Source organism: Pectinatus cerevisiiphilus, assembly GCF_004341685.1.
In the GTDB taxonomy this organism is placed as follows: Bacteria; Bacillota; Negativicutes; order Selenomonadales; family Selenomonadaceae; genus Pectinatus; species Pectinatus cerevisiiphilus.
On record NZ_SMAA01000002.1, the window covers coordinates 151480 to 177656 of the forward strand.

The window sequence follows — 26177 nt, forward strand, 5'->3', positions numbered from 1 at the left end:
ATATTAAATTAAGTTAAATATCCCATTTTATGGACGAAGGCAGCGGCGTCGCCAAATCGATCTGGCGAAGTATCCAGGAAGCGTTGTCATGTGTTGCGCTCATTGCTTCTTCCAAGGCTTTTTTATTTTTTTCAGGCACGTCCATATATGAGAAGGCTTTTTTCATCATTTCGATGGAATCAACAGTATGGAAATTGGCAGCGGCAACCTGTGCCAAAAAACGATAACCATAATATAGATAGCTTATGTGTTTTACAGGCAGGTTGGCATAGGCGGTTATCTTGTCTTCTATTTCGTCAGCGGCAAGGTCTGTTTTCTTCTGGCGCGTTAGGATATTCCAGCGATCGGCCCAAAGCTCGCCGCGCAGAATATATTTGTATAAAAAATCATTTTCTTCGGCTAGCTCTATAGCCATATTTATGTAGTGAAGTGCTGCATCAAGATCTTTTTGGTCACGCAGAATTGTGCTCAAATGTTGCAAGGCGTACAGTTTTTCTTCTACATCTTCACTGCTGTTTTCATTTGGTTCAATATCAACGATGGAACGGAACAGTTCGATAGCTTCGGTTTCCTTGGCAAATTCTGGCATTGCAAGAAAATGGGCAAGACGTGCTCTTGCATGCCAGTCATCAAAACCGCCGGCGAATAACAGTGCTGGTGGCTTTATTTTAGAATCAACGACGAGATGTGTAAGTTCATGAAATTCATTGCTGTTCATATAAAAACTCCTTTTGAGACGCATGTTTACAATTTAGGCGGCGGCAGCTGCTTAAACTTTTAAATTATTATAGCATAGCTTAAATGATAACTAAAAGATTATCTATACTATCAATTGCAAAATCAATATATACGTTGTACAATAAAATAGTTGATTTATATGATGAAACAACGTTAATATTTTAGGAAATATTTACTCGTTTAAAATAGGGTGTCTGTTCTAGTTGAAAGGACTCTATTAGAGAACTCTATTTATAAGGTTGTGAATAAAATGCTGATGGTATTTTTAGGAACAGCTTTGATTGTGGTTTTAACCAGTATTTTTTTTATATATAAATTTTTGACATTCTGTAAAATGCATTTGGAATTAAAGGCTATATCATTGGCAGCGATAATGCCCTTCTTATTTATTTTTGCGATAAGGCCTTGGATTAGTTATCCTACCGTTCCTTATTATGCTGTTATTGTGCTTGCGGTATTTTTGACAGCTTTTGCTGCTACCTTTTATAATGGCAGGCTTTTAGAGGGAAAGCAGAATTTCACCAAAAGCCGGCATGGAACAGTAGTATACGAACAGTTTTCTCCTGTTTGGGAGAAGGCACCAGAACCGCCGGAAAGTCCACCGCAGATAACTATTGCAGAGGCACATCACAGAAAAGCTAATAAGATTGCCGAAAAACGCTTAACGAAAATTATTGGTGATTTGTCAGAGTGTTTACAGTCCGAGCAGGATTTAGCGACTATTATACAGGTTGATCCGCATATGGTTGAGCAGCTCCTGTTTTATCAACCAACCCAGTATGCTGTCGTACATGAGCATTTGCTGTCGTACGGCGATGGGCAGCTATGTTTTTATGAAAATAGATTGTGGTTAAAGTTAGTGCGAAGATACGGGCTGCCAACAGCAAAGACTTGCCAGCGTAAGTACAATTTACCAGCACAGCTTGCCAAATCAGAAGTCCAGTATGCAGAGCTGTATCTACTGAACAGGGAAAAAGTGAAGGTAGAAAAGCTGGTAGAGAAAGCACAATCTATTGAAGAAGTACTCGATTACGTGTATCGGCAAAACAGAAAAAGAAAATATGCATTTTCATTGTATGCATTGAAATGCAGTTTACCAAAATATAGAGAGAGTCCTGATGCTCCTTTCCTTTGTATTGAAATGAGCAATATTTACAAGAAATTTGGTGCGTTCAACAAGGCCGCTTTTATATTACGGTCAGCACTTTATTTATCGGTAGTATGTGAAGATACAGGCATGAGGCAGGAATTTAAAAATCAGATTTTATATCTGCAAAAGATGGGTCAGGCATTGGCTGGTTTTAAGATGGCTAAGCTGTCTTTGGCGAAGGAACGAAGAGAGCATATGCAAATAGATGAAGCGTCAGATTGAGGTTACTGTCCGTACATAATAATAGTTTTTTGGCTAACAAACGGACATGCACTTATAAATAATAATTTCCGGTTTTGGTTTAAAAGAGATTTTAGCCAAATACGGAGTTTTTTATCTTTACTTGTAATATAAACAGGAGGGCTCTATTGATGAAAAAAAGTGAAGAATTTTTGGGATTGCCTATTATCAGTATTACGGAGGGGCGTGAACTGGGGGTAAGTAAATCTCTTTTGATTGACGCTGAACATGGCAGTGTAGCGGCAATTATTATTGAAGACAAAGATTGGTATCGTGGTGTAAAGATTTTACCGTATGCTTCTGTGGTGGCAATAGGACATGATGCAGTTACTATTACCAGCAGTGAAGATATACTTACATTGGACGATGCTGTTGAATATGAACCTTTTCTTGACCAGAACATACGTGTCATAGGAACAAAAGCCATAACAAAAGGTGGTACTATCCAAGGTGTGGTTTCAAATATGTTCATTGATGACGCGGGCAAGATTGCCAAAGTGATTTTAAGCGGAGAAGATACAGATACACAAAATGAAATATCTGCTGAAGAAATATCAATTTTTGGTAAAGAAGTTACAATAATTGAAAGTCCTGTTCCTAATAAAACAAATGTTTCTACTGAAGGAAAAGCAGCTGCCGAACAGACAAAGCCTGCGGTAAAGATAAATGGGGCGGCCGCTTCGACAACCCAGCAAAATGGAGCGCAAAAAGCGGCAGAACATGTTTCTGCTGAAAAAAAGGCAACTGAAAAATCAGTAAAACCAGAAGCAAAAAATGTAACGGCTGCACCGAAGACAACAGCAAACACTACCCCGACAGGGAAAGAAACACCTTCCGTCACGACCAGTTCGGCAGAAGACAGGCATCGTCGTTTCCTCCTCGGTAAAAAAGCAACTAAACGTATTACTACGGATAATGGTATTGTGATTGTTGAAGAAGGTGCCGATATCACGGAAGAAGTATTGCAAAAGGCTAAATTGGCAAATAAATTTATAGAACTGTCCATGAATGTTAAATAAAAGGCTTATTCTTTGGACGGAAATTTACCAAGTCGTGTTGTTTTGCTGTTTGGTTTAACACATGGCAGCTTATGCATTATAGAATTATTTTACTGAAAACAAGTTGACAATGGATCTCTATTTACGAAAGCTCCTGCGAAAACAGGGGCTTTTTATAATCTGTGGAGGATTGTAGGGGGAATTTTTTTGGGCAGGCATTATAAGCTGGTAATTATGGTGGCAGCTTTATCTGTTTTGTTAGTAGCGGTATGTTCATCAGCCTTGGCTATAAAAAATGCACCAGGAATTGCTAATGGAGTTCATTCAGAAAAAATTGATTTGTCTGGGCTCGATCAACAAACAGCGCAGAAACTGATCGCCGATAATTTTGCGCAGGAGCTTGCAGATGGTGTCGTGGTGTTGGCCTATAATGGTACGGAAAAGACTATCAAGGCAAATGATATAGATCTTTCCTGCAACAGTGAAAAAACGGCTCAAGCCGCAGCAGCAATCGGTGCGAGTGGGAATTTTTTCAAGGATACTTTTGATAAAATAATTTGTTCCTATCAAGGGAAAAACGTACCACTGGAAATCACTTATGACAAAGATAAATTAAATAATATTCTCAAGACACTGGCAGCGTCTGTTCATGCAGAGCCTGTTAATGCATATGCTTATACGGCGGACGGCAGTACTGTCAAAATAGTAAAGGAAAAAACGGGAAGAAGCATTGACACAGAACAACTTGCAGGGCTTATTGCCGATAAAATAGAAACGGAAAATTATCCGCAGACGGTAACTGTTCCCATTAACACGGTAGAACCAGATATAACTGCTGATAAACTTAGTCAGATTAATACGATACTAGCAGTTTATAAGACTAATTTTAATGCCAGTGCGGCCAATAGAAGCGCAAATATTGCGCTTGCTTCTAAAAATCTATCAGGTGTGTTGGTGCCAACAGGAACCACCTTTTCTTTCAATAAGACTGTAGGGCCACGCCTTGCCGCAGATGGATATAAGGAAGCTCCTGTGATTATAGACGGGAAAGTAGTACCGGGGGTAGGCGGTGGTGTTTGTCAGGTAAGTTCTACACTTTATGATGCTATTTTACTTGCCGGGCTCACTCCTGTTGAAAGGTCAGCCCACTATATACCGGCAGAATATGTTCCACGCGCTTTTGATGCGACAGTGGCAGATGGCTTTATTGATTTTAGATTTAGAAATGACTTGCAGGACAGTGTATATATCTATAGCAAGGTCAGTGCAGGTACATTAACAGTCTTTATTATGGGCAGCAGTGCGGATAAGGCAAAAATAGGCACGGTTACCTTGAAGAATGCTTACAATAAGGATGGTTCGGTGTCTGCTTATCGGCTTTTTAACCAGAACGGCACTGTCATAAAAAAAGAATTTTTGCATACAGATGAATAAATATAAATAGCGAATATAAACAGCAGAAATAGTAAAGTACATTAGTTTAAAGAAAAAGGATGCAGTTTACTTAATGAATAGTTGAAAATTAGATATTGAAGGGAGATATTTTATGCAAACAAAACAAAACTGGAAAATAGTTTTAGCAATTTTGACATGTAATGTAGTTTTGATGTCAGCCAGTTATACTATGCTAATTCCTTTTCTGCCGCTTTATTTGATGAAGGAACTTGGCGTAGCGCAGGCAGATGTAAATATGTGGAATGGGGCTATTTTTTCCATATCGTTTTTAGTGGGAGCCGTCATGGCGCCTATATGGGGAAAGATGGCAGATAAGAAGGGGCGCAAGATAATGGCGGTGCGTTCCAGTGTAGGCCTTGCCATTACTTATTTTCTGGGCGGGATTGTGACATCGCCGGAACAGCTTTTTATGGTAAGGGTTCTTCAGGGGTTTGCAGCGGGATTATGGGCCTCAGAATTAGCCATTATTTCGGCATCGGTGCCGATGGAAAAATTGGGACTAAGCTTGGGCGTTATGCAGGCTGCCTTAACGAGTGGTGCGGTAATAGGGCCACTGCTGGGCGGTGTGCTGGCAGAAGTGTTTGGTATGAGGGCGTCCTTTATGATTGCCGGCGGAGCATTGTTTACGATATCGTTGATAACTATATTCTTTGTTCCTGAACCGCCGCGCGAAGCTGGAGATACCTCGGATAGGCCGCAGGTGAAACAGCGGGAGCTGTTGCGAAATCCTGTTATAAAACAAATGCTTATCTTAGCGGTATTAGTGCAGATGGTAATTTTGATCTTACAGCCGATTATAACCTTATATGTAGCGCAGTTGCGCGGCAGTATGGATAATATAGTATTGATTGCTGGCATAGTGTTTTCATTGGGCGGGATTGCTTCATCTCTTTCCGCACCTTTTTGGGGCAGGATGGGCCAGAAAAAATCTTTCGGCAAGACGATGTATATGGCTATGGGCGGTGCAGGTATATGTTTGTTGATACAGGCCATTCCCAATAGGCTGATGCTGTTTGCGGTAATGCAGTTTGTGACCGGTTTGTTTTTTGCTGGTATAAATCCGTCCATTAGTGCTGTGCTGGCAAATAATACGGGAAGCTCAGTTCGGGGCAGTATTTTTGGAATGCTGTTTTCGGCACAGCAGCTTGGTTCTATGGCCGGACCGTTGCTGGGCGGTGCAGTCGGTACATATTGGGGATTGAAAGAAGTGTTTATTGTGGCAGGCGTCATCATGATACTGACGAGTACTTTTGTATGCTCTACACGTGGTAATGTCTATTGATGTATTGGTTTGATTAAAAAGATAAAAAATGATAAAATGTAAAGTATATAAATTAGAAGGATGATGTTATGAGCTTAGATGAGAATAAAAATGATTCGGTTGATTTATCTGATATAAAAATAAATCATGAAGAAATGAGCAGTGAAGTAACGGCCGTAAAAAGCAAGTATGATGCAGAGCAGATTCAGGTGCTTGAAGGACTTGAAGCTGTAAGGAAACGTCCCGGTATGTACATTGGCGATCAATCGTCTCATGGGCTGCATCATCTGGTATCAGAAGTAGTGGATAATAGTATAGATGAAGCTTTGGCTGGATATTGCACGCATATTGAAGTTACTATCCACAGGGATAACAGTGTCACTGTAGCGGATAATGGCAGAGGGATTCCTATTGATATGCATGAGAGCGGCAAGCCAGCTGTTGAAGTCGTACTGACAGTCTTACATGCGGGTGGTAAGTTCGGCGGTAATGGTTACAAGGTTTCAGGCGGTCTGCATGGCGTTGGTGTATCAGTTGTTAATGCGCTGAGCAGCGAAATGGATGTGCAGGTAAAGCGTGACCATAAAATATATGAAATCTCTTTTGCCTATGGAGTAACAAAGGAACCGTTGCACGAAATCGGCACGACGGATATAACGGGAACGACTGTGCATTTTAAACCGGATGACACTATTTTTACGGAAACAACTTATGATTATGATATTTTGCGGCAGCGTTTACGTGAATTGGCATTTTTAAATTGCGGTATTCATATCACCTTGATTGATGAACGTGAAGAACCGCAAAGAAAAGAAGTGTTTTATGACGAAGGGGGAATCTCCTCGTTTGTAAAATATCTTGATCGGAATAAAGAACTTATCAGTGATGAACCCGTTTATTTTAACGGACGTAAAGACGATACAATTGTAGAGATCGCATTGCAGTATACTACGAGCTACTCTGAAAATATATACGGTTATGTAAATAATATCCATACGGAAGAAGGCGGCACTCATTTAGCCGGCTTTAAGAGTGCGCTTACACGTGCGGCAAATGATTTTGCCCGTAAACAAAATATTTTGAAAAATAATGATCCTGCGCTTAGCGGCGAGGATGTGCGTGAAGGTATAACCTGTATTATCAACTTGAAGGTAAAGGACCCTCAGTTTGAAGGACAGACCAAGACAAAGCTTGGTAATTCTGATGTGCGGGGAATCGTTGATTCTATTGTCACAGAAGGTCTTAGTGAATATTTTGAAGAAAATCCTGCTATTACCAAAAAGATAATCGAAAAGTCGATAATGGCTTCACGTGCGCGTGAAGCTGCGCGAAAAGCGCGTGATTTGACACGCCGTAAAAATGCGCTGGAAGTTAGCTCGTTACCGGGCAAGCTGGCCGACTGCTCTATAAAAGATCCGATGCAGGCAGAGATTTATCTAGTCGAAGGTGACAGTGCCGGCGGATCAGCTAAGCAAGGCCGTGACCGTCGTTTCCAGGCTATTTTACCATTGCGTGGTAAGATTCTCAATGTGGAAAAGGCACGTTTGGATAAAATCCTGAATAACGAAGAAATTCGGACGATGATAACTGCCTTTGGCAGTGGTATTGGTGAAGATTTTGATATAGCTAAGAGCCGTTATGGTAAGATCATTATCATGACAGATGCTGATGTCGATGGTGCCCATATCCGTACCTTACTGCTTACTTTCTTTTATCGCTATATGCAGCCTTTGATCAAAGAAGGTCGGGTCTTTATTGCCCAGCCGCCTTTGTACCAGATAAGAAAAGGCCGTCAGCATTGGTATACTTACAGTGATGAAGAACTTGCGCAAAAGCTCGACGAAGTAGGCCGTGATAATATGACAGTACAGCGTTATAAGGGCCTTGGTGAAATGAATCCTGAACAGCTTTGGGAAACAACTATGGACCCGGAAGGAAGAACTGTGCTGCGTGTTGATCTGACACAGGCAGAAGAAGCCGATAGTATTTTTTCCGTCTTGATGGGAGACAAAGTAGAACCACGTCGTCGTTTTATAGAAGAACATGCGGATTTAGTGCGCAATCTTGATTTGTGATAAATCCTTTTATGTGAGGTCCTGTACGGGCAATGTTTATTGTCTGTACAGGGCTTTATTACGTAATGGGGACGGATTGTTTTATATTTTTTGTTATGCTATACTTTTATTCAATAATTAATATATGGCAATATATTGCTACTAAGCTTTAATTAATAGGACACAGAAATTTTGCAGTGTAATGGCGATAACTTTGTATATAGGGGGACTGCTTTAGATGGATTTCATAAAAGAGCCGATGGCTATTGAGAATCGCAGTATGGAAATAATTGCACCTTATTTGGAAAAATTTACCTTAAATGATGAAGAAACAAAATTGTATTCACGCATGATCCACGCATCGGGAGATGTTGGTTATGCCGATATCATTAAAATAGGTGAAGGCGCTATCACAAAAATGAAAACAGCCTTAAAAAATGGCTGTAATATATATACCGATGTGGAAATGGTCAGAACCGGCATCAATAAGAAAAAGCTTGCTTCTATGGGGGGCACAGTGTTTTGTAAAATAGCGGATGAACAGGTCGCAGCCACGGCTAAAAAGGAAGGCATTACTCGTTCGATGGCGGCTATGCGTGAGTTTGGTACGGAACTTAACGGCGCGATAGTAGCGATTGGTAATGCCCCGACGGCACTTTTTGAAGTTATTCGCCTGATGCAGGAAAACCATATACGGCCGGCAGCTGTTGTAGGGACACCGGTTGGTTTTGTAGGGGCGGCTGAGTCAAAAAAGGTTTTGGCAGAGTGCTCACCGGTACCGTATGTAACAGTGGCGGGAACTAAAGGCGGCAGCCCAATTGCGGCCTCCTGCGTCAATGCGGTAATGTATATGATAGATAACAGCAGGTAAAAATGGCAGATTATAATATACCGCGTATAGTTTTGGCTGCACCACAAAGCAGTTCGGGAAAAACAACTGTTGTAATAGGAATTTTGCGGGCTTTGCAGCAAAAGGGATTTAAGGTGCAGCCTTTTAAAATTGGACCGGATTACATAGACCCTTCTTATCATTGCGTTGCTGCCGGACGGCCGGGACATAATCTTGATACATGGCTTGTACCGAAAGAAAAGATTACGGAATTGTTTATAAAAGCGACAGAAGATGCCGATATAGCCGTTATCGAAGGCGTAATGGGACTTTATGACGGCGGACGAAATGGTGTAAGTTCTACTGCTGAACTGGCAAAAAAATTGCAGGCACCTGTGGTTCTTGTGATAAATTGTCGGTCTATGGGAGAGAGTGCGGCAGCCTTGGCATTGGGGTTTAAGCAATATGATCCTGCGGTCAATTTTGCGGGAGTGATATTGAACTGTCTGGGGTCACCTACCCATGAGCAGATGATACGTGAAGCAATGGGAACTCTTGGCATCAGAGTTTTTGGTGCCATTCGGCGGGATGAGAACATGAAGATGCCGGAGCGCCATCTGGGGCTTACCCCTGCTGGCGAAAAAGATACGACTGAGAAAATACGGTATATTGCAGAAAAAATAGACGGACAGATGGACTTTTCAGAATTGCTGAAAACGGCTAAGAGTGCGCCTGTGCTTTCTTCTTCGGTGACGCAGAACATCTCATTACAAGGCGAAAAGGTAAAAATAGCAGTGGCTCGTGATGAAGCTTTTTCCTTTTATTATGCCGCTGGTTTGGATGTGCTTAAAAAATGGGGAGGGCAGATAGAATACTTCAGCCCGCTGCATGACAGCCAATTACCAGATTGTGATGCGATAATCTTAGGCGGTGGTTTTCCTGAATTGTTTGTGGCTGAATTAGCTGCCAATACGGCTATGCTGCATACCTTACGTGCGGCTGCCAAAGCTAAAATGCCCATTTATGCGGAATGCGGCGGTTATATGTACCTGATGGAAGAAATAGTGGATTTCGAGCAAAAGACATGGAAAATGGCTGGCATCATTCCGGCTAGGGCGGTTATGCAGCGTAAGCTCCAAACTGTGGGCTATGTGACGGCACAGGCCTTGGTGGATAACATTCTCATAGCTGAGGGAGAATCCCTGCACGGGCATGAGTTTCATTTTTCAATACAGGAAAATGCTGCTGGCAGTAACTTCCCTTGGGCATTCAACCTCACTAAAAATAGAAATAAAGAGCAATATAAATCCGGCTATGCCAATGAAAACATCTTGGCATCTTATCTGCATGTGCATTTCCTTGGCGCACCGGCTGCGGCACGTCAATTTATAGAAAAGGCGCATAAATATAAAACGGGCAAAAATAATGCTGCTGTGAACAGTTAAAATAATTGGGGAGAAGTTCAGCATGACAAAATACATAATGTTACAGGGGACGTCGTCCCATGTTGGTAAAAGTATCTTGACAACGGCGCTCTGCCGCATATTTTTTCAGGATGGTGTAAATATAGCACCTTTTAAAGCACAGAATATGGCGTTGAATTCCTATGTGACAGAAGACGGCAAGGAAATGGGGCGTGCCCAGATAGCGCAGGCAGAAGCAGCAGGTCTTAAACCATGCGTTGAAATGAATCCGGTCTTGCTGAAGCCTACGGGGAATTCCTGCTCACAGGTTATTCTTATGGGGCGGCCTGTGGGAAATATGTCAGCAAAGGAGTATCATCAAGGCTATTCTTTGAAAGCTTTTGCAACGGTGAAAAAAGCTTTGGCAAAGATGCAGGAAAGATTTGAAATGCTGGCCATTGAAGGGGCGGGCAGTCCTGCTGAGGTCAATTTAAAGGATAATGATATTGTCAACATGCGTATTGCCAAATATTTAAAGGCACCTGTACTGCTGATAGCTGATATAGACAGGGGTGGCGCTTTGGCTTCCCTGGTAGGAACACTGGAATTGCTCGATGATGAAGAACGCAGCTTGGTGAAAGGGCTTATAATAAATAAATTTCGTGGGGATATAAAATTGTTGGAACCGGCACTGGATTTTCTTAAACAGAAAACAGGTAAGCCGGTTTTAGGTGTAATTCCCTATTTGGAAAATATCGGCATCGATGATGAAGATTCCGTTTCACTTGATGATAAAACAGTAAAAAATACTGCGGCAGCATTGAAGATCGCTGTCATTCGTACACCTAAAATATCCAATTTTACGGATTTTGCTGCATTAACGCAGGAAGAAGACGTAAATCTTTATTATGTAACTACAGCGTCGCAGCTGGGGCAGCCAGATTTAATTATTTTGCCGGGGAGTAAAAACACCACGGAGGATTTGCTTTACCTGCGCAGCAGTGGTTTGGAAAAATGCCTGAAAGAGGCACATGCAAATAAAGTACCTATTATAGGCGTTTGCGGTGGTTATCAAATGCTTGGTAAGATGATACGCGACCCCCATCATACGGAATCAACGCATGATGAAGTGGAAGCACTTGGCTTTTTGCCGATGGTCACTACTTTTTTCCCAAAAAAAGTAACCTCGCAGGTGGAAGCGCAGACGATGCAATGGCAATTTTTAGGGAAAAAAGCCGCTTTTACAAATCTACATGGTTATGAAATTCATATGGGACTTACTGATTTTGTTGGCGAAGTGCATCATCCCTTTTTGATAAACACAAGGGGTGGGCAGAGCGTAAACAGTATTGATGGCGCAGTTAGTACCGATGGTTTTGTCATGGGTTCTTACATTCACGGGATTTTTGATAATGATGAGTATAGAAGGGCACTGCTGAATATACTGCGCGAGAGAAAGGGACTGGCACCATTGCCAGTGAGCCAAAATTATGCAGCACAGAAGCAGGCGGCCTATAATAGGCTGGCGCAGACAGTAAGGCAGTCGCTTGATATGGAAAAATTGCAGCAGATAATAAATGAATAATAAAAATATCCTAGTAGAAAATTTTAGTGGAGGAGAAATAATATGCAGACAAAGCTTACAAAGAAACAGGCATGGGAATTACTAAAAAAATATAATCAAGAAGAATTTCATTTGCGGCATGCAGCCACTGTTTCGGCAGTTATGCGTTGGTACGCTGAAAATTTAGGTTATGCCGAAGAAGCAGCTTTTTGGGAAATCGTAGGTTTGCTGCATGATGTTGATTTTGAAAAATATCCAGAGGAACACTGCAAAAAAGCACCAGAACTTTTAAAAGAAATAAATGCGGAAAATGCCGTAATACATGCGGTTTGCTCGCATGGTTATGGCATTTGCGTCGATATAAAGCCTGAACATACCATGGAAAAAGTATTATTTGCCAGTGATGAGTTGACGGGACTTATCGGTGCGGCGGCTCTTATGCGTCCGTCTAAGAGTGTACAGGACATGGAACTGAAAAGTCTTAAAAAGAAATTTAAGGACAAAAAATTTGCGGCGGGCTGTTCCCGTGACGTTATTAAGCAAGGGGCAGCTATGCTGGAATGGCCGTTGGATGAACTGCTAGAAAAAACACTTTGTGCTATGAAGGCTGAAGAAAAACCCATAAATGACGAATTAGCTGTAGAAGGATAATAAACAAAAAAAGAGAGCCATCTAGCGCTCTCTTTTTTGTGTCTATATTTATTCACCGGGGATGGGGTCACTGACAGGAGTATCCAAAGGATAGGAAGTCATTCCAAACCAGCTGGCTGCATCATCCCAGGACAGGACAAGATTTTCTTTAGGGTTGCCGCTCTCATCATAGCCTTGTAAAACAGGTAAGGCAGTAGTGTCGCTGAGCAAATGTATTTTCATACTGCTGCTGTCCCAGCCCATGTTGGTGAGATTATCCATATTAGCATAAGTAACATAATGGTCTTGGTATGGACCTACCATATAGAAATTATGTGTAGAGTCATCACCGTTTAGAGCGTTGTCTTTTAGTACCCAAAAAACCATATCAGGATCGGTTGTCTTGAATTCAAATATTTTTATTATACTTCCGGGAAGAAAACTGAAGTGGATATCATTGCTGTCACCCGAGATAAGCATATCTCCCCGTACTGTTCCGTTATAATTGTTTGGCATATAAAAGGTAAATCGCACATATTCGTTCCATTGGCCGATGGTCCGGACACTGGAAACGTCATTCCATAGTTTGTCTGTGGAAAATTCGGCGATTTCCCGGGTACTCGTAACTTGCATAGCCAAACATGATGGCTGGAAGAAACAAAATAAGGATACAAATATAATCAAAATAATTTTTTTCATGGAATCACTCCTTAAAATAAATATTCTGTCAAAATAAACCTTAGCATATAGCGCAAATGTTAGTCAAGTAAACATTTTTCTTGACTTTTTTTTCATAGCTGTATATAATATTTAAGTCGGCAAAAGTATTGGGGTATCGCCAAGTTGGTAAGGCACGGGATTCTGAATCCCGCATTCGTTGGTTCGAGTCCAGCTACCCCAGCCAATTGTAATTTTGCACCGCGTTTGCGGTGCTTTTTTTGTATAAGCCTGTATTTTTAAGACCTATCGGCTATAATTTCCCCTCTGCGGAAAAGACAAAGCTATTATATGGAATTGCTCACAAAAGGAGTTATTTTATGGCTAAGAAATTTATTGCACTCTTAATATTTATAGTCATTTTGTTTTTAGGAATTGTGTATTTTTTTTGTTCCCGCACGTATAAAGATCCCGGCAGTGAATCTGGAAATATAGTTGATGAAGTGGAAGGGAAGCCTCTTTATGTCTGGCAGACAATTTCCCCTGACGTAGCCCACGGCCGGACAATTTCCTGGATGGGGAAGATAAATGATACAGGAACATTGGAACTTTCCTATGCGGAACACGGTGTTGTGACTTATGAAGCAATGGCGGTCCCTTTCGATGAAGATACAGCCGTATATACCGTCAAGCTTCGTTCACTTGACCCGGATACGGAATATAGTTATCGGGTAAGCTCGGGGGCAGGTTATTCTGATTGGTACAAATTTTCTACTGTAGATGAGGAAAAACAAACTTGTTCAGCACTTATTTTCGGTGATTCCCAATCCAGTGATTATTCGGTTTGGTCTGGAACGGCCAATGCGGCATATGAAAGAAATCCCAATATAGACTTTTTTATAAATATGGGTGATTTGGTTGATAATGGCAGTGATCTATCACAATGGCGTGCATGGTTGGCCGGTATAGCCAAGTTTTCCTCGTCAATACCAGTGGCACCGGTTATGGGAAACCATGAAACATATGGTCTGGATTGGAAACCAACTACTCCCCAGAGTTTCCAAACATTGTTCGGTGTGCCGGAGAACAGTTCCTATGGCATTCAGAAACATGCGTATTCTTTTGACTATGGGCCAGTGCATTTTGTCGTTTTGGATACCCAGTTTGAAGAAGAACAGGTAGCTCTGCCTAACCTTCTCAAGGAACAGGCCGAATGGCTGGACAAGGACTTGGCAATGTCTGATCTACCTTGGAAAATAATATTGATGCATCGCCAGCCATGGAAAATCCCGCCTGACGGATCCTTGAATGATATCGGTAAAGCTTTTTTACCGATAATAAGCAAGCATAACGTTGATGTAGTGTTCAGTGCACACATCCATTCATATTCCCGCACAGATCCTTTGAGCTTCGGCGGTGGGTCGGCCGTGTATATTTCTACAGGCCGCAGCGGTGATCAGGTATGGGCTAAATCACCACAGAAAAACGATGATGAAAAATTTTTTAATCCCCTTGATGAACCAATGTATTTGAAGATGGATGCAGATACACATAAGCTAACGGTAACTGCCTATAAGCAGGATGGCAGCATTATTGATGAATGGCAGACACAAAAATAATAAAAAAGTATTGACAAATTTGCCTGATCTTAGTATAATATCATAGTCGGCTTGATGAGCGACACTTAAAAGGTTCACTAGCTCAGTTGGCAGAGCACCTGACTTTTAATCAGGGTGTCCCGAGTTCGAATCTCGGGTGAGCCACCATTTGTAAACAAGGCCTTCTTCCCATTGAAGAAGGCTTTTTTTGTATTTTTTTATACATAGAAAGGGGAAAGAGGATTGGAACCTTCCGCAACATCAGCTGATAACAATGGATTCTCTGCAGAAAAACATAATTATGAAGTTGCCCTTTTATCATTTGGACATTTGCTGAACGATTTCTATTGTAATTTTTTACCTATCCTTATACCAATGTTGATTGTCAGTATGGATATATCATTAGCTTTAAGCGGGGTATTGGTAATGGCACTGGCTTTTACCGCCAATGTTTTACAACCTGTATTTGGTTATTATATGGATAAATATAATTTCAGCAGATTACTTTTAGTGGTTTTACCTTTTGGTGCATTTTTTATCAGTATGACTAGTTTTGTATCCAATTTTTTCACCCTGTTTTTGTGCGTGGCATTAAGTGGGCTTGCCGTGTCTCTTTTTCATCCTATGGCTACAGGAATGGTCGGTAAAACTGCGAATAAAAAAAGTATGGGTATTTCGCTTTCTTTTTTTATTGGTGGGGGCAATCTGGGATTCGCTTTTGCGCCTATCGTATTGGTTTATTTCATTCAGGCATATTCATTGAAAATGCTTCCGGTATTGATTGTTCCAACAGTAATTTTGAGTATACTTTTTTATCAGGCAAAATTGTATAAAATTCGTACGGTAAATAAAGATGAAAAGAACAAAAGTACTTTATCATGGCGAAGTCTGGCAGAAAATACGGCTTTATTGAAACTAAACGCTGCTATGGCTATAAGGACATGGTCCCATGGAGCGATAACAACGTTTTTGCCGATGCTGTTGCTTACTTATGGATATGATAAGACTGCATCGGGTTGGCTGCTGACCGGTTTTTAGTGGGCGCAGCTGTTGGTGGTGTGTTTGGTGGTTTTTTAAACGATCGCATCGGCTATAAAAAAGTGATATGGATTTCTATGCTGGCTGCGGTTTTTCCTGCATTGTATTTTTTTATGGCTGAAAATATATCATTCGTTTCTATAGCGGCATTGTTTATGGCTGGATTCTTTTTACAGGCAGCGCATCCATGCTCTGTTGTTTGGTGTCAACGGTTTTTACCGGATAACCCCAACCTTGCCTCAGGTATGATGCTGGGACTTTCGTTCGGGCTCGGCGGTGTTGGTGCTGCTTTAACGGCAGTTGCCGCTGAATACATAGGATTATCTTTAGCGCTTGCATGCACTGTGCTGACATTAGTAGTGGGAGCTGTTATTGTTTATACAATCCCGGAATGCCCTGCTGTTGCAAGGGACGTAATTCAATCAGAGTAAACTATATTCTAAAATAAATAAAAGCAAGGCATTTTGCTGCCTTGCTTTTTTTATTTATTTTAAAGTGTAGTTAAAATGAATTCACCCATACCATTAATGCGATAGTCCCCCATTGAAGCGGGGATGAACACACTATCACCCTTTTTCAGAATCAGGCTTTCGTTAGGGGCGTCAAGACATAATTCACCATCAAGCACCAGCAATGAATGGAAAGAGCTGGTGTCAGCACAGAGAGTACAGTTTCCACCAATTTGAAAAAGATATACTGTAAATAAAGAACATTGTGAGAGTAATTTAATTTTATAGTCAGAAAAGACATCAATTGAACCAATGGCACCTGGTTTGTATACAGGCGGCTGTAAATTGGTTACGGCCAGTGCTTTTGCTATATGCAGCTGTCTAGGTTTTCCGTCCTTACCTTTTCTGCCATAGTCGTAAACACGGTAGGTGGTATTGGAACTTTGCTGTATTTCAGCAATCAATATCCCCTTACCGATGCCGTGCAGCGTCCCAGACGCTATGAAGAAGACGTCGCCTTTCTTTACGGGAACCTGGTTACAGACATCAAGCAGCGTATTGTCATGGATACGTCTTTCAAATTCATCATGGCTTATCTTATTTTTAAAACCGTAAATTAATTTAGCATCTGGTTCTGCATCCACTATATACCACATTTCAGTTTTACCGGGTTCACCTTCAACTGCTTGGGCATAATCGTCGTTCGGGTGCACCTGTATAGATAAATTGTCATGGGCATCAATTAATTTTATGAGCAAAGGAAAATAATCTACGGCAGCAGCTTTTGTGCCTACCACTTTTTTGCCGAGCTTATCGATATAAGAAGGCAGGGTTTGGTCTTTGTAGGTGCCATTTTCAATAGTACATACACCCGCTTTATGGCAGGATAGTTCCCAGCTTTCTGCAACTATAGGCAGATCAGTCCGTTTTCCGTACTCGTCTTTCAAACGAGTTCCACCCCAGATGTAATCTTTTAGGGGAGACCGTAATTTTAATGGATATAGCATATAATTCACCTCTGCTACATTATAACATAGATAGCGTTGCGGACGATATTTATGGCTTATATGAGCATTATTTTTATATTTCAGAACAAAGAAGTATGGCAAATTGCAAGATTTTTATATTTTAAGGCAATTATATTGAATATCATTTATTTATTGCAGAAAAATAAAATAAAATTCCTTTTTTTATATCTATAGACGATAACGTCTTAAAGTTTTATCTTGACTAGTGTATACTTGCAAACTATAATATATCTATCGTAATAATAGAAGTAATTACTACTAGGAGGAGCTTTTATGAAATTAAAGGGAAAGCGTTTGAGAGTTATCAGCGCACTCCTTGGTGCAGCAATGATGACAGCAGTCATTTCCGGCTGTGGCGGACAAAAAAGTGCGTCTGATGCAAACACCATTAAAATCGGTGCAAATTTTGAACTCACAGGGAATGCAGCAAATTATGGTTCGGCTGCATTAGATGGTTTAAGGCTTGCCGTCAAGGAAGTAAATGATGCAGGCGGCATCAACGGAAAGACCGTTGAATTAGAAGAAGTAGATTGTAAATCAGAAGCATCAGAAGCAGCCAATGCGACGACTAAGCTGGTTACGGATAAAGTTTCTGCGATTGTCGGACCGGCTACTACTGGTGATGTATTGGCTTCATCGCCAATTGTTACTGACAGTAAAGTTCCTCTTATCGCTCCGGCAGCAACTAGTCCTAAAGTAACGGTTGATGATAGTGGCAAAGTGAATCCTTTCATTTTCCGCAGTTGTTTTATTGATCCCCAGCAGGGTGACGTAATGGCTACCTTTGCTACTAAAACACTGAAGGTAAAGACCGCAGCTATTTATGTGGATTCCAGCACAGACTATTCAAAGAGCCTGGGCAAGGTATTCAAGGAAAAGTTTGAAGCGGCAGGCGGACAGGTCGTTGATGAAGAAGCGTTCGTACAAAAAGACCAGGATTTTAAGACTACACTCACAAAGATAAAAGCAGCTAATCCGGATGTAATTTTCATCCCTGCTTATTATGAAGAAGTCGGTAAGATTGTTAAACAGGCACGTGAATTGGGCATAACTGCTCCACTGCTTGGTACTGATGGTTGGGATGATAATAAAGTCGTAGATATCGCTGGTGCGGATTCATTGAATAATACTTTCTATAGCACACATTATTCAGATCAGGATAAAGATGTACAAAACTTTATCAAATTGTTCCAGACCGCAAATGATGGTAAATCACCTAATGTCTTTGCAGCACTGGGATATGATGCGGGCAAGATGTTGATTGAAGCCATTAAACAGGCAAATAGCAGCGATCCGCAGAAGATACGTGATGCTTTGGAAAATCTGAAAGATATTCAGGTCGGAACAGGCACCATCAGCATGGATAAGAACCATAATCCTATAAAATCGGCTGTCATAATTGAAATGAAAGACGGCAGTAAGGTTATGAGAGAAAAGATAGCTCCAGAAAGCTGATTGCCAGAAGTAGTCAATTCCGGTCAAAATAACCGGAATTGACTTATTTTAAAGGATAAATAACTGATATTGACAATAATACGATTGATAATTTATAATATCAATATATTTGGTATTTTGTCTGCTGAAGTTAATATGTGCTCAACGGTGAGCTGTTTATGGTTGATGCACGGACTGGTATTGGAACCTTTGGCTGGTCGGCTGAAGGTTTTTATTTTTGCCTGCGGGATGACACGTGGGCAGTGCAGGCAAAATATTTTATCGGCGTGAAAGGCAAAGCGTTTTATTGTGCTGAGGTTTTCGGCTAATAATATTTTGTACACGGCTAAATTATTGAAAAATAAAATGTAATGGGGGCTTTCTGATGGGAATTATGGATCAGTTTTTACAGCAGCTGATCAACGGAATATCGTTGGGAAGTATATATGCGCTGATTGCTTTAGGCTATACCATGGTATATGGTATTATTAAATTAATAAATTTTGCGCATGGCGATATTTATATGGTTGGCGCGTATATTGGCTTTTTTTGTATCACTGTGATGAATTGGCCGGTGCTGCCAGCTTTGTTGGTATCAATGCTGCTGACAGGGATATTGGGTATGCTTATAGAACGGTTTGCGTACAGACCTTTGCGGTCGGCACCACGCATATCTGTCCTGATAACAGCGATAGGTGTTTCTTTTTTCCTCGAATATACAATGATGTATTTTGTTACACCACAGCCGAGAACTTTTCCCAGTATTTTAGATGATGCGGCATATCATATAGGGCCGTTTGTAATCAATAACCAACAAATTATGATTTTTGCTATTACTATAATACTCATGGCTATCTTGACTTATATAGTGCAGTATACAAAGGTTGGTAAAGCAATGCGTGCCGTTTCTTTTGATAATGAAACAGCGCAACTGATGGGGATTAACTCCAACCGCATAATTTCTGTTACCTTTGGCATAGGTTCGGCATTGGCGGCCGCAGCCGGTGTGCTGGTTGGGATTTACTATAATTCAATTGATCCGCTTATGGGGATAATGCCAGGGCTAAAAGCTTTCGTAGCAGCGGTGCTTGGCGGTATAGGTATTTTGCCGGGAGCAGCAGCCGGTGGTATTATTTTGGGGATTATAGAAGCGTTGGTCAGCGGTTTTATTTCTTCTACTTTTCGTGACGCAGCAGCTTTTGCCATATTGATATTGGTTTTATTATTTAAACCAACAGGTCTTTTGGGCAAAAATACGAACGAGAAAGTGTAGGTGTGATAAATGAATTCATTGCGTAAAAGAGATCTAAAAGCAATTGTTATCAGCCTAATTGTTTTTGCGATAATACAGGGGTTGATTTCTTCCGAATTTCTGGATCCTTTTTGGCAGTTAAATATAATTGTAATATGCATAAATATAATTATGTCAGTGAGCCTTAATCTCATAAATGGTTACACTGGGCAATTTTCGTTGGGACATGCAGGTTTTATGGCGATAGGCGCATATACGGGTGCTGTTTTGTCGGTAAATTTCCATATGCCGTTTATTATCGGCTTGATTGTAGCTTTTGCTGTTGCCGCTATTATAGGCTGCCTTATCGGTCTGCCGACAATGCGGCTCAGGGGCGATTACCTTGCTATCGCGACATTGGGCTTGGGTGAAATAATCCGCATTGTTATAATGAACGTCAACTATGTAGGCGGGGCAGCCGGTTTTATGGGCATACCGAAAACTACAAATTTTGCATGGGCATTCTTTGTAATGCTTTTTGTAGTATTTTTTATAAAAAATTATGTAAACTCGTCGTATGGCCGTGCTTGTGTAGCAATTCGTGAAAATGAAATTGCTGCGGAAGCTATGGGCGTGAATACGACAAAGTATAAGGTTCTTGCTTTTACGATAGGTGCGGGCTTTGCCGGCGTGGCAGGCTGTCTTTTCGCACATACGTTCTATATCATACACCCTTCGTCGTTTACTTTTTTGGCATCATTCAATTATTTGATAATGATTGTTATGGGCGGGATGGGTTCCATTACTGGTTCTATAGCCGGTGCCTTTATCCTTACGACGATATCAGCATTGCTCTCTAATTGGCCGGAACTGCGCATGAGCATCTATGCATTGTTGCTTATTGGTCTCATGTTTTACCGTCCGCAAGGTTTGTTTGGTAATATAGAACTTACCAGTTTACCCATTTTTAGACATTTTAAGGGGGGTAAATAAGCATGAGCGTATTATTAGAAGCAAAAAACGTATCGAAATTGTTTGGTGGTTTAAAAGCTGTCAGCAATTTTAATATGACAATAAATAAAGGTGAATTAGTGGGACTTATAGGCCCTAACGGCGCAGGTAAGACGACGGCGTTTAACTTGTTCACCGGTGTTTATCAACCGACAACGGGCACTATTTCTTTAGACGGGAAAAGCTTGCTGGGCATGAAACCTTCGCAGATAACACAAAGAGGTATTGCGCGTACATTTCAAAACATACGTTTATTTTCTGAACTGAGTGTTCTCGATAACGTTAAAATAGCTTATCATACCCATTTGAATTACAATTTGTTGGAAGCAGCATTTCGTGTCGGCCGTTACATGCAGCAAGAACGGCAAGTTGAAGAAACAGGCAAGGAATTGCTGAAAATATTTAAGCTTGATGATAAAGTTAATGAGATTGCAAAGAACCTGCCATATGGTGCGCAAAGACGGTTGGAAATCGCCCGTGCCCTGGCTACAAGACCTAAACTTTTGCTTTTGGATGAACCGGCCGCCGGTATGAATCCACAGGAAACCAAGGAACTCATGGAAATGATCCGCTGGATTAAAAAAGAATTTGCCCTTTCTATTTTGCTCATAGAACATGATATGAGTCTGGTCATGGGCATCTGCGAACGCATATATGTATTGGAATACGGCTCCATTATAGCCCAAGGAGTACCTGATGAGATAAAGAAAGATCCGGAAGTTATCCGTGCTTATCTTGGTGAGGAGGCTTAATAATGGCAATAATGTTAAAAATGGATGATGTAAATGTTTTTTATGGAGCTATCCATGCAATAAAGGGAATAAATCTTGAGGTTGACCAAGGAGAAATAGTTACACTCATTGGTGCCAACGGGGCAGGTAAATCTACTACGCTGCGTACGATTTCTGGATTGCTGAAACCGAAGACAGGGACTATCACGTTTGAAGATAAGATTATAAGCGGCCAGCCGGCACATAAAATAGTTGAATTTGGTATATCACAAGTTCCGGAAGGGCGCCGTATCTTTGCGAATATGACAGTTATGGAAAATCTTGAACTTGGTGCTTATGTCAGGACGGATAAAAATGGCATAAAAGAGGATTTGAAACGAGTTTTTAAACATTTTCCGCGTCTTGCCGAACGTAAAAAACAGGAAGCCGGTACTCTGTCCGGTGGTGAACAGCAAATGCTGGCAATGGGGCGTGCCCTTATGAGCAGTCCGCGGCTGCTTTTGCTGGATGAACCATCTATGGGGCTGGCACCTTTATTGATAAAAGAAATTTTTGAGATCATAAAGGATATCAATAAAGCAGGAACTACAATCCTTCTTGTAGAACAAAATGCTAATATGGCATTATCAATAGCCAATCGTGCCTATGTTTTAGAAACCGGAAAAATTACGCTCAGCGGCAGTGCCAAAGAGCTGTCCAACAGTGAAGATGTGCGCAAGGCATATCTTGGCGGTTGAGGTCTTAAGCTGTTAATGAAAGGAGTTTGATAACGTGTTTGTAGCAAATTATATGACTAAAAATCCAGTTACCGTTTCAGCGGATACATCTGTGGATGAAGCCACAGGCCTTATGAAAATGAATCATTTTCGTCGTTTGCCCGTAATGAAAGACGGAAAGGTAATAGGGATTATAAGCGATCGCGACATCTCGCGAATAGCCCCTTCACCAGCGACTACCTTATCTAAATATGAAATAAATTCGCTGTTGGCAAAAATGCCTGTTACTGATGTAATGTCTGCACCGATAGTTTCCGTTTCCGATGAAGCGACGGTGGAAGAAGCTGCTTTATTAATGTGCAACAATAAAATTGGTGGTATGCCTGTCGTGAGCAGTGTAGGTGTACTCGTCGGTATCATAACGGAAACAGATATCTTTCGTGTGTTTGTTAAAGTTATGGGACTGGCCAGCGGCAAAATGCGTGTTACTCTGGATTTTAAGGATAAGATTGGTGCTACTAAAGAAATAGCAGACGTATTTGCCAAACATGACCTCAATATTGACAGTTTCGTTTCTTTTAATACGCCTAACGGTGATTCGGAAGCGATTATTCGCGGTAATTTCCCAGGAATAGAAAAAATAAAAGTCGACCTTGAGCATTTGGGTTATAAAGTTTCGCATATAACCAAGATTGGTACGTTGTGATTGGTATAACTTTACTTTTTGGGTAGTGTATGTTATTATAAGCCTGTGAATTAATCTGCGGTTTTCCGCAGATTAATTTTTTATGTAAGGGAAATACAAATTGTTATGAAAAGCATTGATTAAATTAAGAGACACAGCAAAAATAAGTTTTTGCCATCTGGTGGCAAATGGGAAAAAGCTGATTGGCTGGTACTTTTGTGCAATCGGCTTTTCTTTTGGATAAGAGGGTAATAACATGAATACTGTTGGATATGATGTATTAAAACGTCGTACAGCATATTTGTCGGTAATATCAAATACGGTACTGGTTATATTAAAACTTTGTGTTGGGTTATATGTAGGGGCGATGAGCTTGATATCAGAAGCCATGCATTCGGGTGTTGACCTGATAGCGGCTTTGATTGCATTTTGGGCAGTTCGCAAAGCAATGATACCGCCTGACCAAAAATATGACTACGGTTATGGAAAATATGAAAATTTATCTTCAGCTATAGAAGCTGTCTTGATAGTTATTGCAGCTATAATGATTGTGTATGAAACCTGCGATAAGTTTCGTGCCAATCCGCAGATACAGGATCTTGAATACGGCATTGCTATCATGTTTATCGCCATAGTTATCAATTTATTGGTTTCGCGCAGATTGATTTATGTTGCCAGAAAAACTGATTCCCAGGCACTTGAAGCTGACGGACTGCATCTGCGGTCTGATGTTTGGACTTCTGTGGGTGTATTGATCGGCCTTTGCGGCATACACATTTTGGGCTGGTATTGGCTTGACCCTATAGTGGCGATAGCAGTGGCAGTGATAATTTTTCGCGCTGGCTATAAAATGATAGTGAAAAGCACTAAGGATTTGACAGATGCGAGCTTGTCCGCCGAATATGAAAAAAGAATAGCAAATATATTTATGAAACATGATGAAGTTTTGGGGTATCATAATCTGCGTACACGTTCAGCCGGAGCCTATAAAATGATAGATGCCCATATTAACTTCGATTGTGGCATGAGTTTGGGTGCGGTGCATAAAGTCTGTGATGCTATTGAATTGGAAATAAAAAAGACACTGGGAGCTACTGTGGATGTAGTAATACATCCTGAACCGGTTGAAAGAGTATCAAAAACTACATGCAAAATAAACTTTAACAATAATGCTGAAAATAATGAGGATGGGAAGAATGAACAAAATAGATTACAAAAAAGGTGATATTGTCAGAATGAAAAAAAAGCATCCATGTGGCAGCGATACATGGGAGATCCTGCGTGTCGGTATGGACTTTGGCATAAAGTGCTGTGGCTGCGGACATTATGTCATGATGCCGCGTCCTAAGTTTGAAAAAATGGCGAAAGCTATTGTGACACCAGCCGAAGAATGATTTCAAGGTCAGTTGAAAAGTAACTCAATATGTGTTATAATGCTATTGCTTTTTGACGATGGAGAGGTGTCCGAGTGGTCGAAGGTGATTGACTCGAAATCAATTGTACCGTAAGGTACCGTGGGTTCGAATCCCACCCTCTCTGCCAGTGTAAATTCAAGGCTTTGCGAAAATTCGCAAGGCCTTTTTGTGGTTCATTGTCAATGGTTGGGGTTATGAAAAATTCAAGATAGTACAAGAGCAGTAGGAAAATTATCCTGCTGCTTTTGTACTATTAGCAATAAACACAATCTATTACGGAATCTCTTAAAGTTCCTGACACCGAACCAAAAAAATGGAGCTGTTTACATGTTTTATGGTGTATAACAGCTCCGGGTGCAATTATTATTGTTGGTATTTTTCCTAAATATAGAGGAGGCATACCAATGATTTTTTTGTTTTTGTTAATGAGGTAAATGTCCTACTGTACAATTAAAATATCACTGTTCAGTAGACGGTTTTTTTATTAAACGGCTGCTCAGTATAACTAATACCAAGAATGCGAGAATACTAATGGTTAAGGCAGTCTGTCCTAAGTCACCCAGATTACCAAGGATAATCCCAGGAATTAGATAATCTGTATCAGCAAAGGTGGAACTTGCCAGACTCATATTGCCTAGGACTGGTAATATAAATAATGGCAACCAGCTGATTAGGAGACTGTTAATAATTGTACCAATGATAGCACCACGCCGTCCGCCTTTGGCATTACCATAAATGGCTGCTGCGGCGCCACAGAAAAAGTGGCCGACGACACCAGGGATAATGACAACTGTGTGCATTGCTACCATGGCAAACATTGAGAGTGCACCGACAAAAAAGCTGACTAAGAAACCAAGCAAAACCGCATTAGGTGCATAAGGAAAGATTATAGGCACATCAAGTGCTGGTTTTGAATTGGGGACGAGCTTCATAGCAATTCCCTGAAAGGCAGGAATAATTTCAGCTAAGATCATGCGAACACCTTGGAGAACTACAGCAAAGCCAGCGGCGAAAGTACCTGCCTGTATGATGGCAAATACCAGATAATTGGAGCCATGGCTCAGGTTTGTTTCTACGAAGGTTTGGCCGGTTAAAATTGCTAAGATTAAATAGACAATGGCCATGACAATCGTAATAGATACAGTAGAATCACGCAGGAAGGAAAGGCTTTTAGGGATATTTATATCTTCCGTACTATGCGCTTTGTTGCCAAAATGTTCACCGAACCAACCAGATAATGCATAGCCGATATTTCCCGTATGCCCCATAGCTACTGCATCTCCGCCGGTGATGACACGCATATACGGTTGGCATAAAGCCGGTGTAATGGTTAAAAGGGTACCTTCAAATATACCGCCGAGCAGTATTGTCTTAATACCAGTCCCCATACCAGTCGATACCAGTATGACGGCAGTGAGGCAAGAAACATACAGCATAGCTTGTCCTGTCAGGAATATATATTTAAAACGTGTAAATCTTGACAGCAGGACATTTACTATCATTCCCACAAACATGATTAAAGCTGTTAATGAACCATATTCCACAAGGGCAATTGCCACCACGGCTTCGTTACTGGGGACAACCCCTTGGACATTCAAGGCAAATTGGAACATTTTAGCAAAAGGGTCCAGGGAACTAGAGAGAATACCGGCACCTCCAGTTAAAATTAAGAACCCGGCAAAGGTTTTTATGCCCCCTTGGATAACTACTGTTCCTTTTTTCTTTTGTAGCAGTAACCCTAGAATTGCCAGCAGGCCGACGAGTAAGGCGGGCGCTTGGACAATGCTGATGAATAAGTTTAGAATCCCATTCATATTATCACTCCTTAATAATGAAAATAATTGTAGTAGAATTTCTTTTAC

25 protein-coding genes and 3 tRNA genes are annotated in these 26177 nt (G+C 41.0%); 24 read left to right on the forward strand and 4 right to left on the reverse strand.

What is annotated here, in order from left to right; genetic code table 11:
- Positions 1–13: 13 nt before the first annotated feature.
- Positions 14–718, reverse strand: coding sequence for a tetratricopeptide repeat protein (locus tag EDC37_RS01835; RefSeq protein ID WP_132547332.1), 705 nt, complete (start codon positions 716–718; stop codon positions 14–16).
- Positions 719–988: 270 nt separating this feature from the next.
- Here EDC37_RS01835 and EDC37_RS01840 point away from each other — a divergent pair, with 270 nt between their 5' ends.
- The 9 genes from EDC37_RS01840 (at position 989) to EDC37_RS01880 (ending at position 12343) form a co-directional block, all read left to right on the forward strand.
- Positions 989–2110: a hypothetical protein gene (locus EDC37_RS01840; RefSeq protein ID WP_132547333.1), complete on the forward strand. Its 1122-nt coding sequence runs from the start codon at positions 989–991 to the stop codon at positions 2108–2110.
- A 149-nt stretch (positions 2111–2259) separates the two neighbouring features.
- Positions 2260–3147, forward strand: a complete 888-nt coding sequence (locus tag EDC37_RS01845; protein WP_132547335.1) for a PRC-barrel domain-containing protein — start codon at positions 2260–2262, stop codon at positions 3145–3147.
- Positions 3148–3333: 186 nt separating this feature from the next.
- Entirely contained in the window at positions 3334–4560 is a 1227-nt protein-coding gene (locus tag EDC37_RS01850) for a VanW family protein (protein WP_132547337.1), read from the forward strand.
- 112 nt (positions 4561–4672) lie between these two features.
- Entirely contained in the window at positions 4673–5863 is a 1191-nt protein-coding gene (locus EDC37_RS01855; RefSeq protein ID WP_132547339.1) for an MFS transporter, read from the forward strand.
- A gap of 134 nt (positions 5864–5997) precedes the next feature.
- The gene (gyrB, locus tag EDC37_RS01860) at positions 5998–7917 is read left to right on the forward strand and encodes a DNA topoisomerase (ATP-hydrolyzing) subunit B (RefSeq protein WP_231040163.1); all 1920 of its coding nucleotides are present in this window, start codon (positions 5998–6000) and stop codon (positions 7915–7917) included.
- 217 nt (positions 7918–8134) lie between these two features.
- Complete coding sequence (locus EDC37_RS01865) at positions 8135–8767, forward strand: precorrin-8X methylmutase (RefSeq protein ID WP_132547343.1); 633 nt, start codon at positions 8135–8137, stop codon at positions 8765–8767.
- Positions 8768–8769: 2 nt separating this feature from the next.
- Positions 8770–10170: a cobyrinic acid a,c-diamide synthase CobB gene (locus EDC37_RS01870; protein WP_132547345.1), complete on the forward strand. Its 1401-nt coding sequence runs from the start codon at positions 8770–8772 to the stop codon at positions 10168–10170.
- 22 nt (positions 10171–10192) lie between these two features.
- Positions 10193–11713 (forward strand): cobyric acid synthase, encoded by a 1521-nt coding sequence (locus EDC37_RS01875; protein WP_132547347.1) that lies wholly within the window; start codon positions 10193–10195, stop codon positions 11711–11713.
- 42 nt (positions 11714–11755) lie between these two features.
- On the forward strand, positions 11756–12343 hold the full coding sequence (locus EDC37_RS01880; protein WP_132547349.1) for a hydrolase: 588 nt from the start codon (positions 11756–11758) through the stop codon (positions 12341–12343).
- Positions 12344–12391: 48 nt separating this feature from the next.
- On the opposite strand, the gene EDC37_RS01885 is transcribed toward EDC37_RS01880, so the two are convergent.
- Positions 12392–13021: a hypothetical protein gene (locus EDC37_RS01885; RefSeq protein WP_132547351.1), complete on the reverse strand. Its 630-nt coding sequence runs from the start codon at positions 13019–13021 to the stop codon at positions 12392–12394.
- A gap of 129 nt (positions 13022–13150) precedes the next feature.
- Between EDC37_RS01885 and EDC37_RS01890 the strand changes: the two genes are divergently transcribed.
- The 5 genes from EDC37_RS01890 to EDC37_RS12505 all read left to right on the forward strand — a co-directional run bounded on the left by EDC37_RS01890 (position 13151) and on the right by EDC37_RS12505 (position 16046).
- Positions 13151–13226 (forward strand) — tRNA-Gln (locus tag EDC37_RS01890).
- Positions 13227–13359: 133 nt separating this feature from the next.
- The gene (locus tag EDC37_RS01895) at positions 13360–14598 is read left to right on the forward strand and encodes a purple acid phosphatase family protein (protein ID WP_132547353.1); all 1239 of its coding nucleotides are present in this window, start codon (positions 13360–13362) and stop codon (positions 14596–14598) included.
- Positions 14599–14669: 71 nt separating this feature from the next.
- Positions 14670–14745, forward strand: a tRNA-Lys gene (locus EDC37_RS01900).
- Between the two features lie 75 nt (positions 14746–14820).
- Entirely contained in the window at positions 14821–15615 is a 795-nt protein-coding gene (locus EDC37_RS12500; protein ID WP_243642154.1) for an MFS transporter, read from the forward strand.
- Positions 15594–16046 (forward strand): MFS transporter, encoded by a 453-nt coding sequence (locus EDC37_RS12505; protein WP_243642155.1) that lies wholly within the window; start codon positions 15594–15596, stop codon positions 16044–16046. Before EDC37_RS12500 ends, EDC37_RS12505 begins: the two co-directional genes overlap by 22 nt.
- Positions 16047–16105: 59 nt before the next feature.
- On the opposite strand, the gene EDC37_RS01910 is transcribed toward EDC37_RS12505, so the two are convergent.
- On the reverse strand, positions 16106–17071 hold the full coding sequence (locus tag EDC37_RS01910) for a type I phosphomannose isomerase catalytic subunit (RefSeq protein ID WP_132547355.1): 966 nt from the start codon (positions 17069–17071) through the stop codon (positions 16106–16108).
- A gap of 294 nt (positions 17072–17365) precedes the next feature.
- Here EDC37_RS01910 and EDC37_RS01915 point away from each other — a divergent pair, with 294 nt between their 5' ends.
- From EDC37_RS01915 to EDC37_RS01955, 10 genes are all read left to right on the forward strand, one after another.
- Positions 17366–18547, forward strand: coding sequence for an ABC transporter substrate-binding protein (locus EDC37_RS01915; protein ID WP_132547357.1), 1182 nt, complete (start codon positions 17366–17368; stop codon positions 18545–18547).
- 158 nt (positions 18548–18705) lie between these two features.
- Positions 18706–18855 (forward strand): hypothetical protein, encoded by a 150-nt coding sequence (locus EDC37_RS12255; protein ID WP_165874435.1) that lies wholly within the window; start codon positions 18706–18708, stop codon positions 18853–18855.
- A gap of 56 nt (positions 18856–18911) precedes the next feature.
- The gene (locus EDC37_RS01920; protein WP_132547359.1) at positions 18912–19799 is read left to right on the forward strand and encodes a branched-chain amino acid ABC transporter permease; all 888 of its coding nucleotides are present in this window, start codon (positions 18912–18914) and stop codon (positions 19797–19799) included.
- Positions 19800–19808: 9 nt separating this feature from the next.
- Positions 19809–20750 (forward strand): branched-chain amino acid ABC transporter permease, encoded by a 942-nt coding sequence (locus EDC37_RS01925; RefSeq protein ID WP_132547361.1) that lies wholly within the window; start codon positions 19809–19811, stop codon positions 20748–20750.
- Positions 20751–20752: 2 nt separating this feature from the next.
- On the forward strand, positions 20753–21520 hold the full coding sequence (locus tag EDC37_RS01930) for an ABC transporter ATP-binding protein (protein WP_132547363.1): 768 nt from the start codon (positions 20753–20755) through the stop codon (positions 21518–21520).
- A gap of 11 nt (positions 21521–21531) precedes the next feature.
- Positions 21532–22236 (forward strand): ABC transporter ATP-binding protein, encoded by a 705-nt coding sequence (locus EDC37_RS01935; RefSeq protein ID WP_132547462.1) that lies wholly within the window; start codon positions 21532–21534, stop codon positions 22234–22236.
- Positions 22237–22270: 34 nt separating this feature from the next.
- The gene (locus EDC37_RS01940; RefSeq protein ID WP_132547365.1) at positions 22271–22921 is read left to right on the forward strand and encodes a CBS domain-containing protein; all 651 of its coding nucleotides are present in this window, start codon (positions 22271–22273) and stop codon (positions 22919–22921) included.
- A 235-nt stretch (positions 22922–23156) separates the two neighbouring features.
- Positions 23157–24125 (forward strand): cation diffusion facilitator family transporter, encoded by a 969-nt coding sequence (locus EDC37_RS01945; RefSeq protein ID WP_132547367.1) that lies wholly within the window; start codon positions 23157–23159, stop codon positions 24123–24125.
- Positions 24097–24294 (forward strand): DUF951 domain-containing protein, encoded by a 198-nt coding sequence (locus EDC37_RS01950; RefSeq protein ID WP_132547369.1) that lies wholly within the window; start codon positions 24097–24099, stop codon positions 24292–24294. Before EDC37_RS01945 ends, EDC37_RS01950 begins: the two co-directional genes overlap by 29 nt.
- A 60-nt stretch (positions 24295–24354) precedes the next feature.
- A tRNA-Ser gene (locus EDC37_RS01955) sits at positions 24355–24442 on the forward strand.
- 331 nt (positions 24443–24773) lie between these two features.
- Here the strand turns inward: EDC37_RS01955 and EDC37_RS01960 are convergent.
- The gene (locus tag EDC37_RS01960) at positions 24774–26129 is read right to left on the reverse strand and encodes a PTS ascorbate transporter subunit IIC (protein ID WP_132547371.1); all 1356 of its coding nucleotides are present in this window, start codon (positions 26127–26129) and stop codon (positions 24774–24776) included.
- Positions 26130–26177 lie beyond the last annotated feature (48 nt).